A 16,959-nucleotide genomic window follows, 5' to 3' on the forward strand; every position below is an offset into this window, starting at 1 on the left:
CATTGTCGACGCTACGGCATTAATTGTTCGCGTTTCAGATTCGTGTAGTAGATATATTTGTTGCCACAGTACATTGAGGTGGCGTACTCGATGGGTTGGTCTCGCTCGGTATAGGTGATGCGACGTGTGAAGAGGGCTGCACTGTTGGCTGGCACATGGAGCAATTGAGCTGCTTTCTCATCGAAGAGACCCGCTTCAATTTCCTGTTCAGCCTCCATAAGTGGGAGGCCATATTTTGTCTCCAGGATGCGATAGAGCGAATTATGCTCTAGATCTTCCTCAAGTAACTTCTCGCAGCCCATAAAGCTGAGATGAGAGATTTCGACCGCCAGTGGCTCATCATCGGCCAGGCGCAGGCGTTGCAGGCGAAAGATGGGTTGTCCTGGCTTGATGCGCAGGCGCTCGGCGGTTTTTTCGTCGGCCGGACACATGGCAGCGTCCAAAACCTTGGTGCCGGGTCGTTGACCACGTGTCTTGATATCCTCGGTAAAGCCGGTTAAGTGGATAAGTTGTTGTGTGATCTTGTGTCGACTGACGAAGGTCCCCTTGCCTTGCTCGCGGTAAAAGAGTCCTTCGTTGACCAACTCGGTGATGGCCTGACGCGCCGTCATGCGACTGATCCCGTATTGCTCTCCAAGCTCACGTTCAGAAGGGATAAGATCTCCAGGTTTCCATTCACCCAGACGAATTTTTTCTCGCATAATCTCTTTTAACTGATAGTAACGAGGTAAGGGACCTTTGCGAAAAACTGTACTCATATAGTTTCAACCTAATCCTTTTCAGCTCGTATAACGATAATCTGCCCCCAATGATCCAATCCCAATGAACGTCTACAAGGTAGCGTTTTTGCATATCACTGCAGGCTGGTATAATTGGTATATCGTCTATACCACGCCGTATCTTTAAATAATCACAGATATTAGACGAAACGTCAAGGCTTCTGGTTGCAAGCTCATATTTTGTAGCTCATGCGTATCGGGTGTCAATAGCTTTTGACGAGGCAAGCCCTTTATGAGTGCAGAAACTGGAGAGTTTATAATCAGGACCAGATAACGCTGAAATTGTTGCGCCGAAAAGTATTCTATCACTGATGATAGTCACGAGATGATGAGCAGGATCTTATTCTCTACGGCAAAAAAAATATAGTTAGATACTACATGTGTAAATCCTTGTGCATGGCTGATCTATCCATTTCTCTTTTGGGCGGGAGAAGCCAATAGTAATTTCTAAGGCTTTACCACTGTAGGGATTAGATACATAGTGGTACAATTGGCATATTGTATAGACCACTACTGTACAGGAAGATTGTCAAGTGCTGGAAAGAAAATCTGTGAAAGAGGAAAACTCAATGCGGTTTACATTAAGTGGTGCTCGTCTGGTGGATGCGAACATGGATGTGGAGCGGGGGGATGTGGCGATTGAGGGTGAGCACATTCAAACTATCGGACAGAGCGGTGATCAATCCGGGCTGGTGATCGATGCCGCAGATAGCATTGTCATGCCGGGATTTATAGAGGTCCATACGCATGGTGGTGGCGGCTTCAACTTACATACAACCGATGCAGAGGAGATTCATGCCTATCGACACTGGGTGGCGTCCACGGGTGTGACCTCATTTCTCATCGCCGTGGTAGGAACTCCGAACGCGCTACCCGAGGCGCAGCTCTTTACGGCAGTAGAAGCTATTGAGCAAGCAAAAAAAGCAGCCCATGGAGGTGATGCCGAGCCCGTGGGTATTCATCTTGAAGGTCCCTATATCAGTGAGGACAGGCGTGGAGCTCATCCGCCCATCTGGTTGCGTAAGCCTGATCCTGAAGAGACCGAGCTGATTTTGGATCTGACGCGAGGGCACCTCCAGCTCATCACACTTGCCCCCGAACTACCAGGCGCTCACGCTATGATCAAGCGCTTAGTCGAGGCTGGTGTCACGGTGAGCATTGGGCATACCGATACCGATTATTATCAGGCGAGCGAGGCGATTCGGCTAGGGATTACGCATGCGACGCATTGCTTTAATGCTATGCGACAATTAGAGCATCGCAATCCTGGACCATTGGCCGCCATTGTACAGTCCGAGCAGGTGCTGGGTGAGTTGATCGCCGATGGTGTTCACGTACATCCCGCCATGATGGATATGCTCATCAGAATGTTAGGCCCCAAACGGACCATCGTGATTACCGATGCCCAGGCCGGAGCCGGTATTCCAAATGCAGTCTTTGAGTTTGCTGGTCAGGAGGCACACGTTATTTGTGGGGCTGCTCGTTTACTGGATGGCACTTTGACCGGTAGTGTTCTGACATTGGATCATGCCTTACGTAACATGCTTGAATATACTCATGTCACCTTGTCTGAAGCCTCCGGGATGCTTTCATTCAATCCCGCTCGCTCCGCCCACGTTGCGGAGCGCAAAGGTCTCCTGACGCCCGGCTATGAGGCTGACCTGGCTATTTTCGATCGCTCTTTCCAACTGCAAGCCACGATCTGTCGTGGTCAAGTGGGCTTTGCGAATGAGGACTGGCAGCAGCGTTTAAAGGATTTATAGGCTCGGGCGTCTTCGTAAATGGTGGGTGGTGTTCCAGCGGAGCGATACCTCCACCATTTTGCCGTCAAGTTAGATTTTAGTGGTCTAGATGACTTGACAATTAGTGTAAATCCGTGTAATGTTCTCATAGACGTTCCAATTATGACACGCGAGCAGGGATGCTCCAGGCAATCATTGCGTTTTTATCACGTTGAATGAGACCCAGAAGGAAAGAGCGGACATTCAACTTGTAGTGCGTCCTTGTACCACGGAGTAGATAGTTGTATGTGCATGTTTGCTAATATCTATCTGGATAATGGTGAACATACATGTATCTTGATGAAAACGGTTCCCGTTTTTCGCGCACTGGTCTAGTTGTCTATATTAATTATAGGCGTATGAAGGATGGCGAATGGCGCGTAGGTTGAACAGAGGCTACGCTCTATTTTGCATATATCTGGACTTATGATGACTGTATTCCCATGGCACGGTGTTTTTTTATCTTTTAGGAGGTTGGGCGTGACTCTAAATCTCTTTTCACCGGTTGACAGCAAGAGATCCAGGGCTGGTATGATCTTGCTCTCGTCATTGATGATCATGGCATTTGTCCTCGCAGCCTGTGGTGGGAGTTCCACCGGCAGCACAAGCAGCAAAAAAAGTGTGTTACACATTGGAGCCCACGTTGGCGGCGATTTCACCAAGGCTCTTAGCCCCTATAATCCGACTCAGGTCAATGAGGGCATTCTGGGTATGGTCTATGAGCCTCTATTATTTTATAACGTGAACGATGGCTCAGTTCAGAACATGTTGGCCTCAAGCTACAAGTGGAGCAGCGACGAAAAGCAAGCCACCTTCACTATTCGTGATGGAGTTAAGTGGTCGGATGGCAAGCCTTTCACCGCCAGTGACGTGGCTTTCACATTCAATATGCTCAAGAAATATCCAGCAGCCGATGTGAATGGCGTCTGGACGTATCTCAGTGATGTGAGTGCCCCGGATGCAAGCACCGTTGTCTTTACCTTCAAATCTCCAAATCCCCCGACGCTCTGGTACATCGCAGGCAAAACATTTATTGTTCCTGAGCATATTTTTAGTGGTGTCGACCCCACAAAATTTGCCAATACAGATCCAATTGGAACTGGCCCCTTCAAGCTGAGCAAATTTTCGGCGCAATTATTGGTTTACACAAAGAATCCCAGCTACTGGCAAGCCAGTCAGGTAAAGGTTGACGAACTGGATTATCCAGCGGTTAAAGACAATCAGACATTGCAGTTGCAATTGATGAAAGGTCAAATCGACTGGGGAAGCTTCTACGCTCCTAATCTGGATCAGACATATGTCGCCAAAGATAAAGAGCACAACCATTATTGGATGTCCCCAACTGATATGGTGACCCTATATGTCAATCTAACCAAGGCACCATTTAACGATGTCGCCGTACGTCAGGCGATGAGCGCTGCATTTGATCGAGGGCAGATGGCCAAGCAAGCTGAGAGCGGCTATGTTTCTCCTGCGAGCACAACTGGCTTGATCTTACCCAATTCCAATGCCTACCTCGACCCCGCCTACAAGGACCAGCCCACAACGGCTAATGTCGCCAAGGCGACACAACTCCTGGAGAGTGCCGGTTATGTGAAGGGGAGTGATGGCATCTATGCCAAGGGTGGCAAGAAGTTGTCTTTCACTGTAAAGGTTGTGAATGGTTGGACCGACTGGGAAACAATGGCAGCGATCGTTACGCAGAACTTAAAAGATATTGGTATTAATGCGACCGTCGATGATATTCAGGATACTGCATATTTCGATGCTCGTAATAATGGCAACTTTGACGCGTTGATCGGTGGTCTCTTTGGTGGACCAACGCCATTCTACCTGTACAATACCGACCTGAATACAGCTAACCTTTCTCCCAAAGGCTATAACTGGGGCAAATGGAGCGATAGCACAACAGATCAATTGTTGAAACAGTATGCTTCGACGATTGATCCTGCCAAGCAAAAGACAGCCATCGCGGGACTCGAGAAGATCTTCGCTGAAAAGCTGCCCAACATTCCTCTGGTAAATGCAGCTTCCTGGTACGAATACAGCACAAAGAACTTTACCGGCTGGCCGTCGCAGGACAATCCATATGCGGTCGGAGCGGCTTACACCTCACCTGATAATGAAGTAGTCATCCTTCATTTGAAGCCTGTTAGCTAGGCAGTATGTCAGATCGTCTCATTAGCATAAGAGATGAGCGTACTCATACCGCACAGACAGTCAGATGAGTCAGGGGATGGTTGCGCAACCATCCCCTGACTCATACCCGGAGAATACTGTGAAGATAGGGAGCGTTCCCCTTTCACCTACAGTGCAAACGCTCACCAACGTAGCGGCGCGGCTCCGCCGTGCTGTCTGTGACTCGTACGAAAAGGTTGGTGTACGTCGCTCAAGGGTAGGCTTTCTCAATGGAGCCCCATGAGGAGCATGGTCGTGCGGGACGTGACAGCACGGCGGAGCCGCGCCGCTACGTTGGTGAGCTTGATCTCTTTGGGGAACACAATTTTTCTGCCGCTACTTTGTTTTGTAGTAGGACTGCAAAGGAGTACTAGAATGCGCCATATGTTTCGTCGCATTTTGTTCTATCTGGTGGCGATCTGGATATCAATCACCTTGAATTTTTTTATCCCGCGTCTGGCTCCAGGAAATCCCGCCCAAGCTCTCCTGGCGCGTCTTGAGCGCCTGGGACCGATCAGCCCCTCCACCCAACACGCTCTAGAGGCTGCCTTTGGCGTTAACACCACCGACTCTCTCTGGACACAATATATTCAATATCTCGGCAACCTCTTGCATGGGAATCTTGGCGTCTCATTTATTCAATATCCTATTCCCGTCGCTTCGGTGATTGGTCAAAACATCTTCTGGACACTTATCCTGGGGGCTGTCTCTGTTGTTATCAGCTTCATTGTCGGATGCTTGATTGGAATTATCATGGCCTGGCGCCGTGGCACATTTTTGGATACTTTCCTCTCGCCCGCTATGACTTTTCTTTCGGCAATTCCCTATTTCTGGTTGGCACTGATTATCCTCTATTTCTTTGGCTACACGCTGAGCTGGTTCCCATTCTCTGATGGTTTTGATACTCAATTAGATATTGGTTGGAATACTGATTTTATTATGAGTGCGCTCTACCATGCTATTTTGCCTGCTTTCACGATTGTGATCTCCTCGATCGCTGGCTGGATGCTGGTGATGCGTAACTCGATGATTACGACGCTGTCGGAGGATTATGTCTTGATGGCCGATGCCAAAGGATTGACGAGGGCTCGCGTGATGTTTATCTATGCGGCTCGCAATGCGATTCTGCCCAATATTGCTGGTTTCGCGCTCTCCATTGGCACCATTGTTGGCGGCCAATTATTGACTGAAATTGTCTTCTCGTATCCCGGGATTGGTTTTTCGCTGTTGCAGGCGGTGCAGGGACAAGATTATCCCCTGTTGCAGGGTATCTTCCTTGTGATCGCGTTGGCAGTACTTGGGGCCAATTTTCTGGCAGATCTCGTCTATGTCTTACTTGATCCTCGCGTACGTCAGGAGAGGAGTGCCTGAGTTATGAATACATTTTCATCCCCGTCTTCAAACGATGCTGTCTCCCAGAGCAGCAGGAAGCCAGTGGACTCTACGCTGCTGCGTACGGTGCGACCTCCATGGTATAAGCGCGCTGGACAAAGTTTGCAACGCTTCTGGTTTTATCTATCCGGGAATAGGAAAGTTGCGATTGGAACCTATATCGTAATTTTCTTTATCCTGGTGGCTATTTTCGGGCCACTCTTTATTCATACCGATCCTAATCGCTTATCGCAGGATGCGCAGGCGGCTCCTTCATCTGTCCATCTGCTGGGCACGACGGCTTTGGGGCAGGATATCTTCAGCCAGCTGGTGGTTGGAACGCGCTCCTCGATCTTCTGGGGCTTTATCACTGGTATTGCCGTCACGCTGCTTTCTGTCCTGGTAGGATTGATCGGTGGCTATGTCGGCGGTGTGGTCGATGAGTTTCTCTCATTGTTAACCAATGTCTTTCTGGTCTTGCCGGCACTCCCGCTGGCGATTGTGCTGGCCTCTTACTTCCCACGTGGACCTCAGACGGTGGCGATCGTGATTACTCTCACCAGTTGGTCGTGGGGGGCACGCGTCCTACGCTCGCAGACACTCTCTATGCGCAGTCGCGAGTTTGTTTCTGCGGCCCGCTCAAATGGCGAGACGACATTCCGCATTATCTTCAGAGAAATCTTCCCAAATGAGATCTCGATCGTGGCAGCCAATTTTGTAAGCACGACACTTTATGTTATACTAGCATCTGCTTCCCTAGAATTTTTAGGCTTAGGCGATCCCAATGGTATTAGCTGGGGCGATATGTTTTATTGGGCTCAAAAAGATAACGCCTTGATTTCCGGATTGTGGTGGTGGTTTATTCCACCAGGCATCTGTATTGCTGTGTTGGGAGCAGGCCTATCCCTGATTAATTTCGGTATTGACGAAATCGCTGATCCACGTTTGCGCCAGGACAAGAAGCCCCGGTTGCTGAAAGAGAAAAAGGTGATAGCTTAATGGCAACAAGTGTTGGAACCAAGACACTCTTAGAGGTCAATAATCTGAGTGTTGATTATTTGGCGGCGAATGGAGCAGTCCATGCCGCGCGCAATGTCAGCTTTAGTCTGGCACGCGGAGAGATCTTAGGGTTGGCAGGTGAGAGCGGATGCGGTAAATCGACCATGGCCTATGCAATTGCACGCCTGCTGCGTCCACCGGCCTACATTACTGGCGGCGAAATCCTTTACTATGCCAACGAAGAAGATGAGGTGATACGACGTCTCCCGAAGAAAAGCCGTCAGACGGACGATCAGGGGGCTATCGACGTGCTGAAGTTGTCTCCGCGAGAGCTCCGCGCATTTCGCTGGAACGAGCTGTCAATTGTCTTCCAGAGTGCCATGAATGCTCTGAATCCTGTGCTGACTGTGGGTGATCAAATTATAGATGTGTTGGTCACGCATCGTCCCGAGATGAAAGCGGATGCCAGGAAGCGTCGAGCCGCCGAATTATTTGAGATGGTTGGTATCGCTTCGGATCGTTTGAAAAGCTATCCCCACGAGCTGAGCGGTGGTATGCGCCAACGCGCCGTCATTGCGATTGCTTTAGCGCTCCAGCCCGAACTCATCATCATGGACGAGCCAACGACCGCTCTGGATGTGGTTGTCCAACGCGAGATTCTCCAACTCATCAGTAGCCTCTGCAAAGAGCTATCCACCGCACTCATCTTCATCACCCATGACCTGTCGCTCTTGATCGAATTAGCCGACAATATTGCGATTATGTATGCCGGCAAAATGATTGAGAAGGGACAGAGTAAAGATCTCTATCTGCACCCACGCCATCCCTATAGCTATGGACTGCTCAACTCTTTCCCCACTCTGCACGGACCACGGCGCATGATGGTTGGTATCCCAGGCTCCCCACCAGATCTACGCGCTTTGCCTCCCGGATGCCCTTTCCAGGAGCGCTGCCCGATGGCCTTTGATGCCTGTTCTCATGTGACTCCAACGTTGCTTCCTTCCAGTAAGGAGAGTCCTGATCAGGTTGTTGCGTGTCATTATTATGATCCAGCTCTCAGCTCTCATATCCCTACCACGGCGGAGTTAGCAGCCGGATACGAAAAGCTGGCTGAGAGAAGTATCGGAGGAAGAGCCTGATGAATACACTTGACCAGTCAAATGGTAGCGCCGCTGTGCCAGATGGAGAAGCTCCAGTATTGGAGGCTCAACACTTACGGAAAGAGTTTCCGATCAACGACTTTAAATTATTTCAGCCGCGTCGCGTTGTGCACGCTGTCGACGATGCCTCCTTTGCTCTCTATCCCGGACAGGCTACTGCTCTGGTGGGCGAAAGCGGAAGTGGCAAGACGACCGTCGCACGTATGCTGGCACGTCTGTACGATCCCACGTCTGGGACCATCCGCTTTCGCGGCGAGCCAATCCGCCTGCATGGAGGCACCTCTGTCCTGAGAAAATATCGCCGACATGTGCAATTAATCTTCCAGGACCCCTTTGCTTCGCTGAATCCGGTTCACAACGTACGTTATCATCTCAGTCGTCCGCTTCGATTATTCGGACACGCCCGCACGGAGGATGAGGTAACCGAGCAAGTTCTGGCGTTGCTCAGACGCGTGAGCTTGAGCCCTGCCGAGCAATTTATTCAGAAATTTCCGCATCAATTGAGTGGTGGACAACGACAGCGTATCGCGATTGCGCGTGCCCTGGCGGTCCAACCCGAAGTGTTGCTGGCCGACGAGCCGGTCTCGATGCTGGATGTGTCTATTCGCCTGGATATCTTAAATCTGTTGCTGCGGCTAAAGAACGAAGAGAAACTGGCTTTATTGTTTATCACGCACGATATTGCGAGTGCTCGCTATTTTGCTGAGAACACGCTGGTGATGTACGCCGGACAGATGGTGGAAGGCGGACCCAGTGATAGCGTTATCCAGGAGCCAAAGCATCCGTACACGCAACTGTTGTTGGCAGCAGCGCCTGATCCTGATCGTATCAAAGCGCAGGCGCACGGCCTGGCCGAAGAGGTGCATGCACGCGGTGAGATTCCCAGTTTGATTAATCCTCCAGAAGGATGTCGTTTCCATCCACGCTGCCCCCACGCGATGCCGGTCTGTAAGCAGAGTTTCCCGGCCCGGACCGATCTGGGGAATGGTCATTGGACAAACTGCTTCCTGTATACAAAAGAGACAGTCCAGGCGTCAGAGGCGCAGGTAGGAAGCAATCCGTAAGTGGAGCTTTCTTTGGACCTATTATGAACGATGATGAGCTCTATCTGTCTGGCAGATAGAGCTCATACTGTAGATTGTGGTAAGTTCCGACGGTTCTCTGGCAGGGCCTGATGGGTTGGTTATGCTATCTTTCCAGTAACCAGAATCTAAAAGCTACTGGTTTGCGCTACGACGTAGTCAACGACGTCTTTAAAATCTCCGGTCTGCTGAAAGATGTTGAGTTGCTGACGCGCTCCATTGCCTTGTTGCAAGATGCGACGCACACCTTTTTCAACACGTTCCCAATCGCCTTCAGCTTCAAGGGCGGGACGTAAAAATGTTAGCATATTTTCAATACATTGATGAGCTGGCACAATACAATTTTTCAGTGTATCGAACAGGTTTGCATCCAGGCCATAGCGTGCTGCACGCCAGTGCATAGCACGTAACTGATCAGCAGTTATCTCTGGATAGGGAATGCCTCGTACGACCTGTTCGTAGCATGTGCGCACAAGTGCTCGCGTGAGGCCAGTGATGACGACAGCTTCGTCAACGGTCAGACTGACATCCATCACACGAAACTCCAGGGTTGGGAAGCGCTCTGAAGGACGCAGATCCCAATATATTTTAGTGGCATCGTCGATGCTCTCGGTCTCAATCAGATTGTTAATCGTCTTTCTGTACTCATGATGCGAAGCGAAATAGGGAGGCGGACCAGCCAGTGGAACGGTCCACCAGAGTCCTGTCCGATAATCCTGATAGCCAGTATCCTCACCGAGCCAGTAGGGAGAATTGGCCGTCAACGCAATCAGTGGAGCGAGCCAGACACGCGCATGATTCAAGATCATGATGGCATTTTCTGGATCGGGCACTCCAATATGAACGTGACATCCAAAGATGACCTGTTCGCGGATAAGTTGTTGATATGTTTCTATAAGCTCGACATAGCGTTCTCGGGGTGTCACCTCTTGCTCATTCCATGGTGAGAAAGGATGCGTACCGGCTGCCGCGATCTTTAATCCGCGTTGATCGGCAGCAGTAATAATGCCCTTACGTAAACGAGTGAGCTCTCTGCGTACATCATCGAGTGTCTGGCAAATTGGAGTGGCAATCTCAATTTGGGAGAGAATCATTTCATACTGAACAGCGTCTCCTAACGTTTCTTGCGCATTGGGCAAGATAAGATGGGCGGCTTGACTTAATTCACGCGTGTGAGGATCAATGATTTGATACTCTTCTTCGACGCCTATCGTAAAACCATTTGATTGCAGGGACATGTATTCTCGCCTCCTTACAACTGCCAGAGTTCAAACTTACTACATACAAACCTGCTCAACTAGTATACAGTATGAAGCACGTATCGTCTGTGGACATAGTAGCCAGATAAATTCCGAATTCTTCCGACAATTCTTCAGTATTAGCTCCTGATGCGACAGGTAGAGTGTACATTTTCTCTATAGCGGCTGTAGAGATTGGAATAAATATTCTTATGACAAGTGTTAGATTAAGTTAGGGACACTATCTACCGTACCTCTTTTTTGCGCTGTTGCAGAGAAAAAAACTTCTAAGATGTTTGTACGACCGTCCTGGGTTGGGTGGTGGCTACACATACGTTGTCTTGATTTATTTTATGTGCAGGGGAAAATAGGGATGACCAAACAAGCAAAAATTCTTATCACCGTCGGATTAATGCTCGGCATGTCGTTAGCGGCGTTAGATACAACCATCGTCGGGACCGCTTTACCGAGTATCGTTGGGAAACTAGGAGGCATTACACTTTACTCATGGGTGTTTTCGATCTACCTGTTGACCTCTACAACCACCGTCCCCATCTACGGAAAACTCGCCGATCTGTATGGACGTAAACCGCTCTTTCTCTTTGGAGCCTCTCTTTTCTTGATCGGCTCAGCGGCCTCCGGAGCTGCGCAGTCGATGGAGCAGTTGATTATCTTCCGAGCCATCCAGGGTTTAGGAGCCGGAGCTGTGCTCCCAATCGTTCTGACCATCATCGGGGACATCTTCGCCCTGGAAGAGCGAGCCAGAGTCCAGGGATTATTTAGTGGTGTCTGGGGAATCTCCAGCGTGGTTGGACCACTGGCCGGTGGATTGATCGTTGACAATCTTTCGTGGCGCTGGGTCTTCTTTATCAATATTCCCTTTGGCCTGGTCTCAATGTTCCTATTGATCGTGTTCTTTAAAGAGTCCATTGTGCGCACCAAGCATCGCCTCGACTATCTGGGCACGCTGACACTGACTGGAAGCATTGTATCTCTGCTCTTTGCGCTGCTACAGGGAGGTACATCATGGTCCTGGCTCTCGGTCCCAAGCATTGGACTCTTTGTGGGAAGCGTAGTGCTCTTTGGACTCTTCATCTTTATTGAGCAGCGTGCCGCCGAGCCAATCCTCCCGCTCGAGCTCTTTAAGAGCCGTATCATCACGATCTCAAGCATCGGTGGTGTCATCCTTGGCGTACTGATGTTCGGTATCACAACCTACGTTCCGCTCTTTGTACAGGGCGTTAATGGGGGGACCGCCACAAGTGCTGGCTTTACACTGGGTCCTTTGCTGCTGGCCTGGCCTATCGCTGCCGCCATTAGTGGAAAAATTGCAATCAAGTATGGCTACCGCTTTACCGCTGTTATAGGAATGCTGGCTGCGGCCATTGGTGTCGGCATGACGACTCTCTTTACAATACAGACGGGCTTGCCCTTCATCATTGTCGCCATGGTCTTTATCGGTACAGGACTTGGCTTTGCCAGCTCTGTCTTTATCCTCTCCGTACAAAACGCCGTTCCCTGGAACCTGCGTGGAGTCGCAACTGCGACCACACAATTCTTTCGCACTATGGGTGGTACCGTTGGAGTAGCTATCATGGGGACAATCCTCAACGCGCAGATGGCCCAACGCTTTGCGCCTATCTACGCGCAGTTCGCAGCCGACGCCAGCCGCTTGCCCAAGAACATCGCGCCTGCCAACGTCCTGCTGACTCCTGGATTGCGCTCTTCGTTGCCGCTGGATTTCCTGGCGCAACTGCGGGATGCTCTCTCCCATAGCCTGTTCTGGGTCTATGCCTTGATGCTCGTACTTGCCATCATAGGCTTTGGCGTCATGTTTCTACTGCCAGGCGGCCGCGCCGACAAATATGCCTACCAGCCTACCGAGGAGGAGGTCGCTCTGATGCCGGAGGCGTCTACGGATGCTCTGGCACATATCGGGTAGTGGTCTGGATCGTTGCATGCCGATGGATAAATAAAATTCTCCATCTGGCTTTATGCCGAGATAAAACGCTGGGATTGTTTCTCATTTCAACAGAAACAATCCCAGCGTTTGTTACAAACTTTGGTGCATAACCCTAAGTTATCCTTTGCTACCTTTAGTTAAGCAAACGTAAATATGACGGACAAACAAAAGATAACATGTTTTTATTGTCTATCATGAATAAGAGGAGTTGGATAACAGGTTAGCCTATGATTCTGATGAGGAGATATCTGTAAGGGAGCGGCTATAGCCGATAACCAGCACTCCGGTGACGGGGCTGAAATCACGCTCGGGGACGCGCACGAAGCCCATGCGTTCATACATACGTACAGCGGCCTGCATGACCTCCATCGTATGTAATCCTAATGCCCTGGCTCCTGCGAGTTGTGCTCGTCGCATACATTCGTTCATGAGTGCCTTGCCGATCCCTTTCCCACGCGCTGACGGATGGACGGCCAAAAAGCGTACCTCTGGCTCCTGAAGGCTGATGGCGATATTGCGATAGGCGTCGGCAGTTGCAGGATAGAGTAGAACGCTTCCTATGATAACTCCATTTTGTTCGGCGACGATACGCTCGATTGAGTTACTGTTGTCGCTCAATGTTTCCAGGAGAAGTTGGCGGTACACGCTCCAGAAAGATGGAGGCATCAATGCTCCATACTCTTCATAGGCGGACAAAGTAACTTCTCGTATGCTATCTCGTTCGCTGGTTTCTGCATCGCGGATGGTGATTAGTTGCTGCTCCATTATTTTAGATATCCTTCTGCGCTGTGTGTCGTTGTCGATAGGCATTTGCTTTGAGGCGACTTCCGCAACTGGCCATTGAGCACCATACTCCTGAATGATTCTTTGAGCTATCGTAGAACGCCTTCCGACAGCGATCATTGCGACAAGTTTTGAGCCTTGTCCAGGTTCCCTCGGTCATACTCGTGAATACCATACCGACGAGACGAGCTATTGCTCCATCCACGCCATTGACGTCTGGTTGGAGGATCGATGATCCATCCGGCTCAAAATGAACTGTCAGAGGGGCGTTGTTGGCAAGATGATTGAGTGTTTCAAGCTGTGGGAGCGGTGAAGAACTCTCATTATTGGCGCGTAAGAGCTCGCGGAATGTTTCGCGCAATTGTATCATACGACGAAAATCTTCCTCGGTGACTGGCATCTCATCTTCCAGGAGATGATGCTGCACGAGCCAGGCATGAAGATGCTCTGGACGCGTCAGTTCTGCATGGAGGCGCTTTTCCTTGCCATATTGTGTATTGACAAAAGCTTGAATCAATGACAGAGCCTCTGGCGTCTCTTTACTTTTCTCTTCAGCTGTTGTGTTTATCAATTTTTTCCTTTTTAGAATATGTCACCAGTATACCATATATGCTGGTGACATGATAGGCGTTTTAGCGTGCACATCACCGGCATAATATATTGAATGGTCAACATGGTTTGAGGATATGAGTTGTCGACGATACGAAATTATGCCAGAAGATAGCATGTCAAACTCTCGCATCGTCCATGTATCGATGAGTAAAAAGGAGAAATTTAAGCTTTACATACCAGCGTCCTGTATAATCTCGCGAGCGGCACGGGCGCCTTCTTTGGCTGCCCCTTCCATGAAGCCTTGAAAGTCGATCGAGCAATGTTCTCCGGCAAAGTGAATAGATCCCTGGCGCATGCCCTCGTAGCCGCTAAATTGGGTATACTGTCCGATGCCCCAGCAGGAGTAGCTGCCCAGAAGATGGGGATCTCCGGTGGAGTAGCTCAACGCTGCTTTGCCTGTATAGTGGGCGCTGATTCCAGGGAAGACATGCTCCAATTGTTGTAGACAGTCCATGGCATAGGGCTGGATGTTTGTCGAGGCGTCGGAGGTGGTATACGCTGTCGATGGCGTGTAGGCGGCTCCTCGATGTCCACTCGTATAATTCACAAGCAAGCCATTTGGTCCTTTTTGACCGAGGGAAGTATCCCAAAGTGTCTGGATCTCCAGATCGGTGATGGTAAAGCCGTTGTGAGGCTGAGGCCAGGAACCATTATCGTACCAATAAGGCCTGTCAAATTCTAAGATGAGTTTGGAGATCGTGCCGTAGCCCAGCTCTTTGATGGCCGTTTGCTTCAATTGATCAAATCCGGCTCGTTGGTAATCGACGTGACGTAAGGTGCTGAAGGGGAGAGCCAGTAGCGCGTAGTCGCAATCCACCTTCTGCAAGCCAGCGGCAGTGGTAAACGTTAAGGTGAGTGAAGAGTCGCTCTGGCGCTCGATGGCTACCAGTTGATGCTCCAGATGGATACAATTTTCGGGTAAGCTACGAGCAATCGCCAGTGGAAGCTGTTGGTTGCCACCTGCGATTTTACTGCTCCCTTGTAGCGCACCAGAAGTGATCGAGCCCTTCGAGAGGTCACGTGTACCAAACATGTAGACTAGATTGAGAGAACTTTGCTGATCTGAATCCATGCCGTAGAACGCGGTGCAGGAGGCGTCAAGTAGACGACCCAGTGCCGTATTATGTCCACCGTTGACGTATTGCTCAATCCAATCATACACACTCAGATGATCGAGTCTGAACCCTTCCTGGGTGAAGTTGGTGTGAGTTGTAGGGAAACCTGCCGCTTGCAGCTGCTGGTGTAGGAGAGGTGCCAGTGCCTCGAAATCCTCAGTCATCTCTTCCTCGGTGTAATAGCGATTGAAGAGATACAAGACACTTTTGGACTGCTCGTCTTGTTCCTGTTGCAGGTCAGTGATATGGAGTCCAAAGCGCTTGGCAAGCCGGCGTATGGTCTCGTGATTGCTGTCGATGAATTCACCGCACCATTCGCTCACCATACCATTGTCCCAACTGCTGGCATCGGAGTGCATGCGACCGCCGATGCGGTTGGATGCTTCGTAAATGTTGCATGAGAGTTCGGCGTCCTGCAAGGTGAGTGCTGCATTGAGTCCTGCAATTCCTGCGCCCACGATGGCGATTCGAGGCATTGTTTTCCTCCTATTCGAGTCACTTGTTTCAGATGTACATAATTTACCACATAGACAGAGGCTTTCCCTTTCAACCTGTATACCTGATAAAAGCGCTGCCATCGATACAGATTTTACCATTGTAAAGGGACATCGTCCTGGGGCTGGAGCACAGGTACATTTACATGCACTGTATCTGGATATTTTATACCAGCTCCTGTATTTAGTAAAACAATCCTCTCACCTGATTTGAGCCAGTTCGCTTCACGTAGTTTTTGAGCAGCCGCAAGCGTTGCAGCACCCTCTGGACAGATAAACAGTCCCTCGCTGCTGGCCAGCAGCGCTTGAGCTTGTAGTAGTTCATCATCGCTCACAGAGATAGCACAGCCACCGGTATTTCTCACGGCCTCCAGGACCATGAAATCGCCGAGCGCCTTGGGAACATTAATGCCAAAGGCAATCGTGTTGGAATTTTGCTTGAATTCTGACTCTGACCTTCCTGCTCGCCAGGCCTGTACAATGGGATCACATCCATTGGCTTGAACGGCAACAAGACGTGGTAGACGCTCTCCAATCCAGCCAAGTTGCTGCAACTCACGTAACGCCTTGTAAATACCAATGATACCAACACCTCCGCCCGTTGGATAGAGGATCACATCCGGCACATCCCACTGAAATTGTTCAGCAATCTCATAGCCCATTGTTTTCTTACCCTCGATGCGGTAGGGCTCTTTTAAGGTCGATGCATCATACCAGGCATGCGCCTTAATCGCTCGACCGACAATCGCACCAGCATCGCTGATCAGTCCATGTACTAAAAACAGCTTCGCACCGGAAATCGCACATTCATTACGCGTAATGAGTGGAGCCCCCTCTGGCATAATTACTACCGACTCAATACCCGCACGCGCCCCGTATGTAGCCCAGGCTCCACCTGCATTCCCATTCGTTGGCAGTGCAAGTACTGTCGCTCCCAGTTCTTTTGCCCGTGACACTCCAACAGCCGCTCCACGAGCCTTAAAGCTTCCTGTAGGAATTATCCCTTCGTCTTTTACAAAAAGATGCTTCATTCCCAGCTTAGCGCCAACACGCGACAGAGGCAGCAAAGGAGTCATACCCTCTCCAAGTGTTACTACGTTGTCCGCAGAGCGTACTGGTAACAATTCGTGATACCGCTATAATGATGGTTCACGCAAGCGTATCGTATCTGTACTCAGCTGTGCCCGTACAGCATCAAGGTCATAACGCGCCAGCAATGGAGACCCACATGTACACAGATGAGCTGGCATGTCTGCATCGTAATGAGTATGACAGCGTGCACATTCGAGATGCGTCAAAAAGCTAAAGGTCATCTATCGAACTCCTGTATAAGTAGTAGGAAATATACATTGTAACATGTGTTACAAAAAATCTGCAGAAAGGGCATCCCCTATGATGTGATTA

Annotated in this window: 14 protein-coding genes and 1 pseudogene; 9 read left to right on the plus strand and 6 right to left on the minus strand. The window is 50.0% G+C overall.

Annotated elements, in window-relative coordinates; all coding sequences use genetic code 11:
* Window positions 1-11 precede the first annotated feature (11 nt).
* Window positions 12-758, minus strand: a complete 747-nt coding sequence (locus tag AC27N8_RS24555; protein WP_487070321.1) for a GntR family transcriptional regulator — start codon at window positions 756-758, stop codon at window positions 12-14.
* Window positions 759-1,348: 590 nt separating this feature from the next.
* Between AC27N8_RS24555 and nagA the strand changes: the two genes are divergently transcribed.
* The 8 genes from nagA to AC27N8_RS24595 all read left to right on the plus strand — a co-directional run bounded on the left by nagA (window position 1,349) and on the right by AC27N8_RS24595 (window position 9,332).
* Window positions 1,349-2,542, plus strand: a complete 1,194-nt coding sequence (gene nagA / locus AC27N8_RS24560; RefSeq protein WP_487070323.1) for an N-acetylglucosamine-6-phosphate deacetylase — start codon at window positions 1,349-1,351, stop codon at window positions 2,540-2,542.
* A 498-nt stretch (window positions 2,543-3,040) separates the two neighbouring features.
* Complete coding sequence (locus tag AC27N8_RS24565) at window positions 3,041-4,720, plus strand: ABC transporter substrate-binding protein (protein WP_487070325.1); 1,680 nt, start codon at window positions 3,041-3,043, stop codon at window positions 4,718-4,720.
* A 76-nt stretch (window positions 4,721-4,796) separates the two neighbouring features.
* Window positions 4,797-4,982 carry a hypothetical protein gene (locus AC27N8_RS24570; protein WP_487070327.1) on the plus strand — a complete coding sequence of 62 codons (186 nt, stop codon included), beginning with the start codon at window positions 4,797-4,799 and terminating at the stop codon, window positions 4,980-4,982.
* Window positions 4,969-5,112 (plus strand): hypothetical protein, encoded by a 144-nt coding sequence (locus AC27N8_RS24575; protein WP_487070329.1) that lies wholly within the window; start codon window positions 4,969-4,971, stop codon window positions 5,110-5,112. Before AC27N8_RS24570 ends, AC27N8_RS24575 begins: the two co-directional genes overlap by 14 nt.
* A gap of 1 nt (window position 5,113) precedes the next feature.
* On the plus strand, window positions 5,114-6,109 hold the full coding sequence (locus tag AC27N8_RS24580) for an ABC transporter permease (protein WP_487070331.1): 996 nt from the start codon (window positions 5,114-5,116) through the stop codon (window positions 6,107-6,109).
* Window positions 6,110-6,112: 3 nt separating this feature from the next.
* Window positions 6,113-7,108: an ABC transporter permease gene (locus AC27N8_RS24585; protein WP_487070333.1), complete on the plus strand. Its 996-nt coding sequence runs from the start codon at window positions 6,113-6,115 to the stop codon at window positions 7,106-7,108.
* Complete coding sequence (locus AC27N8_RS24590) at window positions 7,108-8,247, plus strand: ABC transporter ATP-binding protein (RefSeq protein WP_487070335.1); 1,140 nt, start codon at window positions 7,108-7,110, stop codon at window positions 8,245-8,247. Before AC27N8_RS24585 ends, AC27N8_RS24590 begins: the two co-directional genes overlap by 1 nt.
* Window positions 8,247-9,332 carry an ABC transporter ATP-binding protein gene (locus tag AC27N8_RS24595; protein WP_487070337.1) on the plus strand — a complete coding sequence of 362 codons (1,086 nt, stop codon included), beginning with the start codon at window positions 8,247-8,249 and terminating at the stop codon, window positions 9,330-9,332. The genes AC27N8_RS24590 and AC27N8_RS24595 overlap by 1 nt, the downstream gene beginning before the upstream one ends.
* A gap of 146 nt (window positions 9,333-9,478) precedes the next feature.
* On the opposite strand, the gene AC27N8_RS24600 is transcribed toward AC27N8_RS24595, so the two are convergent.
* Complete coding sequence (locus tag AC27N8_RS24600; protein WP_487070339.1) at window positions 9,479-10,588, minus strand: carboxylate-amine ligase; 1,110 nt, start codon at window positions 10,586-10,588, stop codon at window positions 9,479-9,481.
* 373 nt (window positions 10,589-10,961) lie between these two features.
* On the opposite strand from AC27N8_RS24600, the gene AC27N8_RS24605 reads away from it, so the two are divergent.
* Window positions 10,962-12,530, plus strand: a complete 1,569-nt coding sequence (locus AC27N8_RS24605; protein ID WP_487070341.1) for an MDR family MFS transporter — start codon at window positions 10,962-10,964, stop codon at window positions 12,528-12,530.
* Window positions 12,531-12,776: 246 nt separating this feature from the next.
* Here the strand turns inward: AC27N8_RS24605 and AC27N8_RS24610 are convergent, their stop codons facing one another.
* The 4 genes and pseudogenes from AC27N8_RS24610 to AC27N8_RS24625 form a co-directional block, all read right to left on the minus strand.
* Window positions 12,777-13,316, minus strand: coding sequence for a GNAT family N-acetyltransferase (locus tag AC27N8_RS24610; RefSeq protein ID WP_487070343.1), 540 nt, complete (start codon window positions 13,314-13,316; stop codon window positions 12,777-12,779).
* A 4-nt stretch (window positions 13,317-13,320) separates the two neighbouring features.
* Window positions 13,321-13,905, minus strand: coding sequence for a CGNR zinc finger domain-containing protein (locus AC27N8_RS24615; protein ID WP_487070345.1), 585 nt, complete (start codon window positions 13,903-13,905; stop codon window positions 13,321-13,323).
* Window positions 13,906-14,115: 210 nt separating this feature from the next.
* Window positions 14,116-15,537 (minus strand): flavin monoamine oxidase family protein, encoded by a 1,422-nt coding sequence (locus AC27N8_RS24620; protein WP_487070347.1) that lies wholly within the window; start codon window positions 15,535-15,537, stop codon window positions 14,116-14,118.
* A gap of 113 nt (window positions 15,538-15,650) precedes the next feature.
* Window positions 15,651-16,868: pseudogene (locus tag AC27N8_RS24625) on the minus strand (threonine synthase).
* Window positions 16,869-16,959 lie beyond the last annotated feature (91 nt).

The sequence above is a fragment of the Dictyobacter sp. Z7_2 genome, from assembly GCF_057551105.1.

Bases quoted from the DNA above. Each gene is read 5' to 3' on its own strand.
- AC27N8_RS24555 (WP_487070321.1), bottom strand. From the start codon at position 758: ATGAGTACAGTTTTTCGCAAAGGTCCCTTACCTCGTTACTATCAGTTA.
- nagA (WP_487070323.1), top strand. From the start codon at position 1,349: ATGCGGTTTACATTAAGTGGTGCTCGTCTGGTGGATGCGAACATGGAT.
- AC27N8_RS24570 (WP_487070327.1), top strand. From the start codon at position 4,797: ATGGTTGCGCAACCATCCCCTGACTCATACCCGGAGAATACTGTGAAG.
- AC27N8_RS24575 (WP_487070329.1), top strand. From the start codon at position 4,969: ATGGAGCCCCATGAGGAGCATGGTCGTGCGGGACGTGACAGCACGGCG.
- AC27N8_RS24580 (WP_487070331.1), top strand. From the start codon at position 5,114: ATGCGCCATATGTTTCGTCGCATTTTGTTCTATCTGGTGGCGATCTGG.
- AC27N8_RS24585 (WP_487070333.1), top strand. From the start codon at position 6,113: ATGAATACATTTTCATCCCCGTCTTCAAACGATGCTGTCTCCCAGAGC.
- AC27N8_RS24590 (WP_487070335.1), top strand. From the start codon at position 7,108: ATGGCAACAAGTGTTGGAACCAAGACACTCTTAGAGGTCAATAATCTG.
- AC27N8_RS24595 (WP_487070337.1), top strand. From the start codon at position 8,247: ATGAATACACTTGACCAGTCAAATGGTAGCGCCGCTGTGCCAGATGGA.
- AC27N8_RS24600 (WP_487070339.1), bottom strand. From the start codon at position 10,588: ATGTCCCTGCAATCAAATGGTTTTACGATAGGCGTCGAAGAAGAGTAT.
- AC27N8_RS24605 (WP_487070341.1), top strand. From the start codon at position 10,962: ATGACCAAACAAGCAAAAATTCTTATCACCGTCGGATTAATGCTCGGC.
- AC27N8_RS24610 (WP_487070343.1), bottom strand. From the start codon at position 13,316: ATGGAGCAGCAACTAATCACCATCCGCGATGCAGAAACCAGCGAACGA.
- AC27N8_RS24620 (WP_487070347.1), bottom strand. From the start codon at position 15,537: ATGCCTCGAATCGCCATCGTGGGCGCAGGAATTGCAGGACTCAATGCA.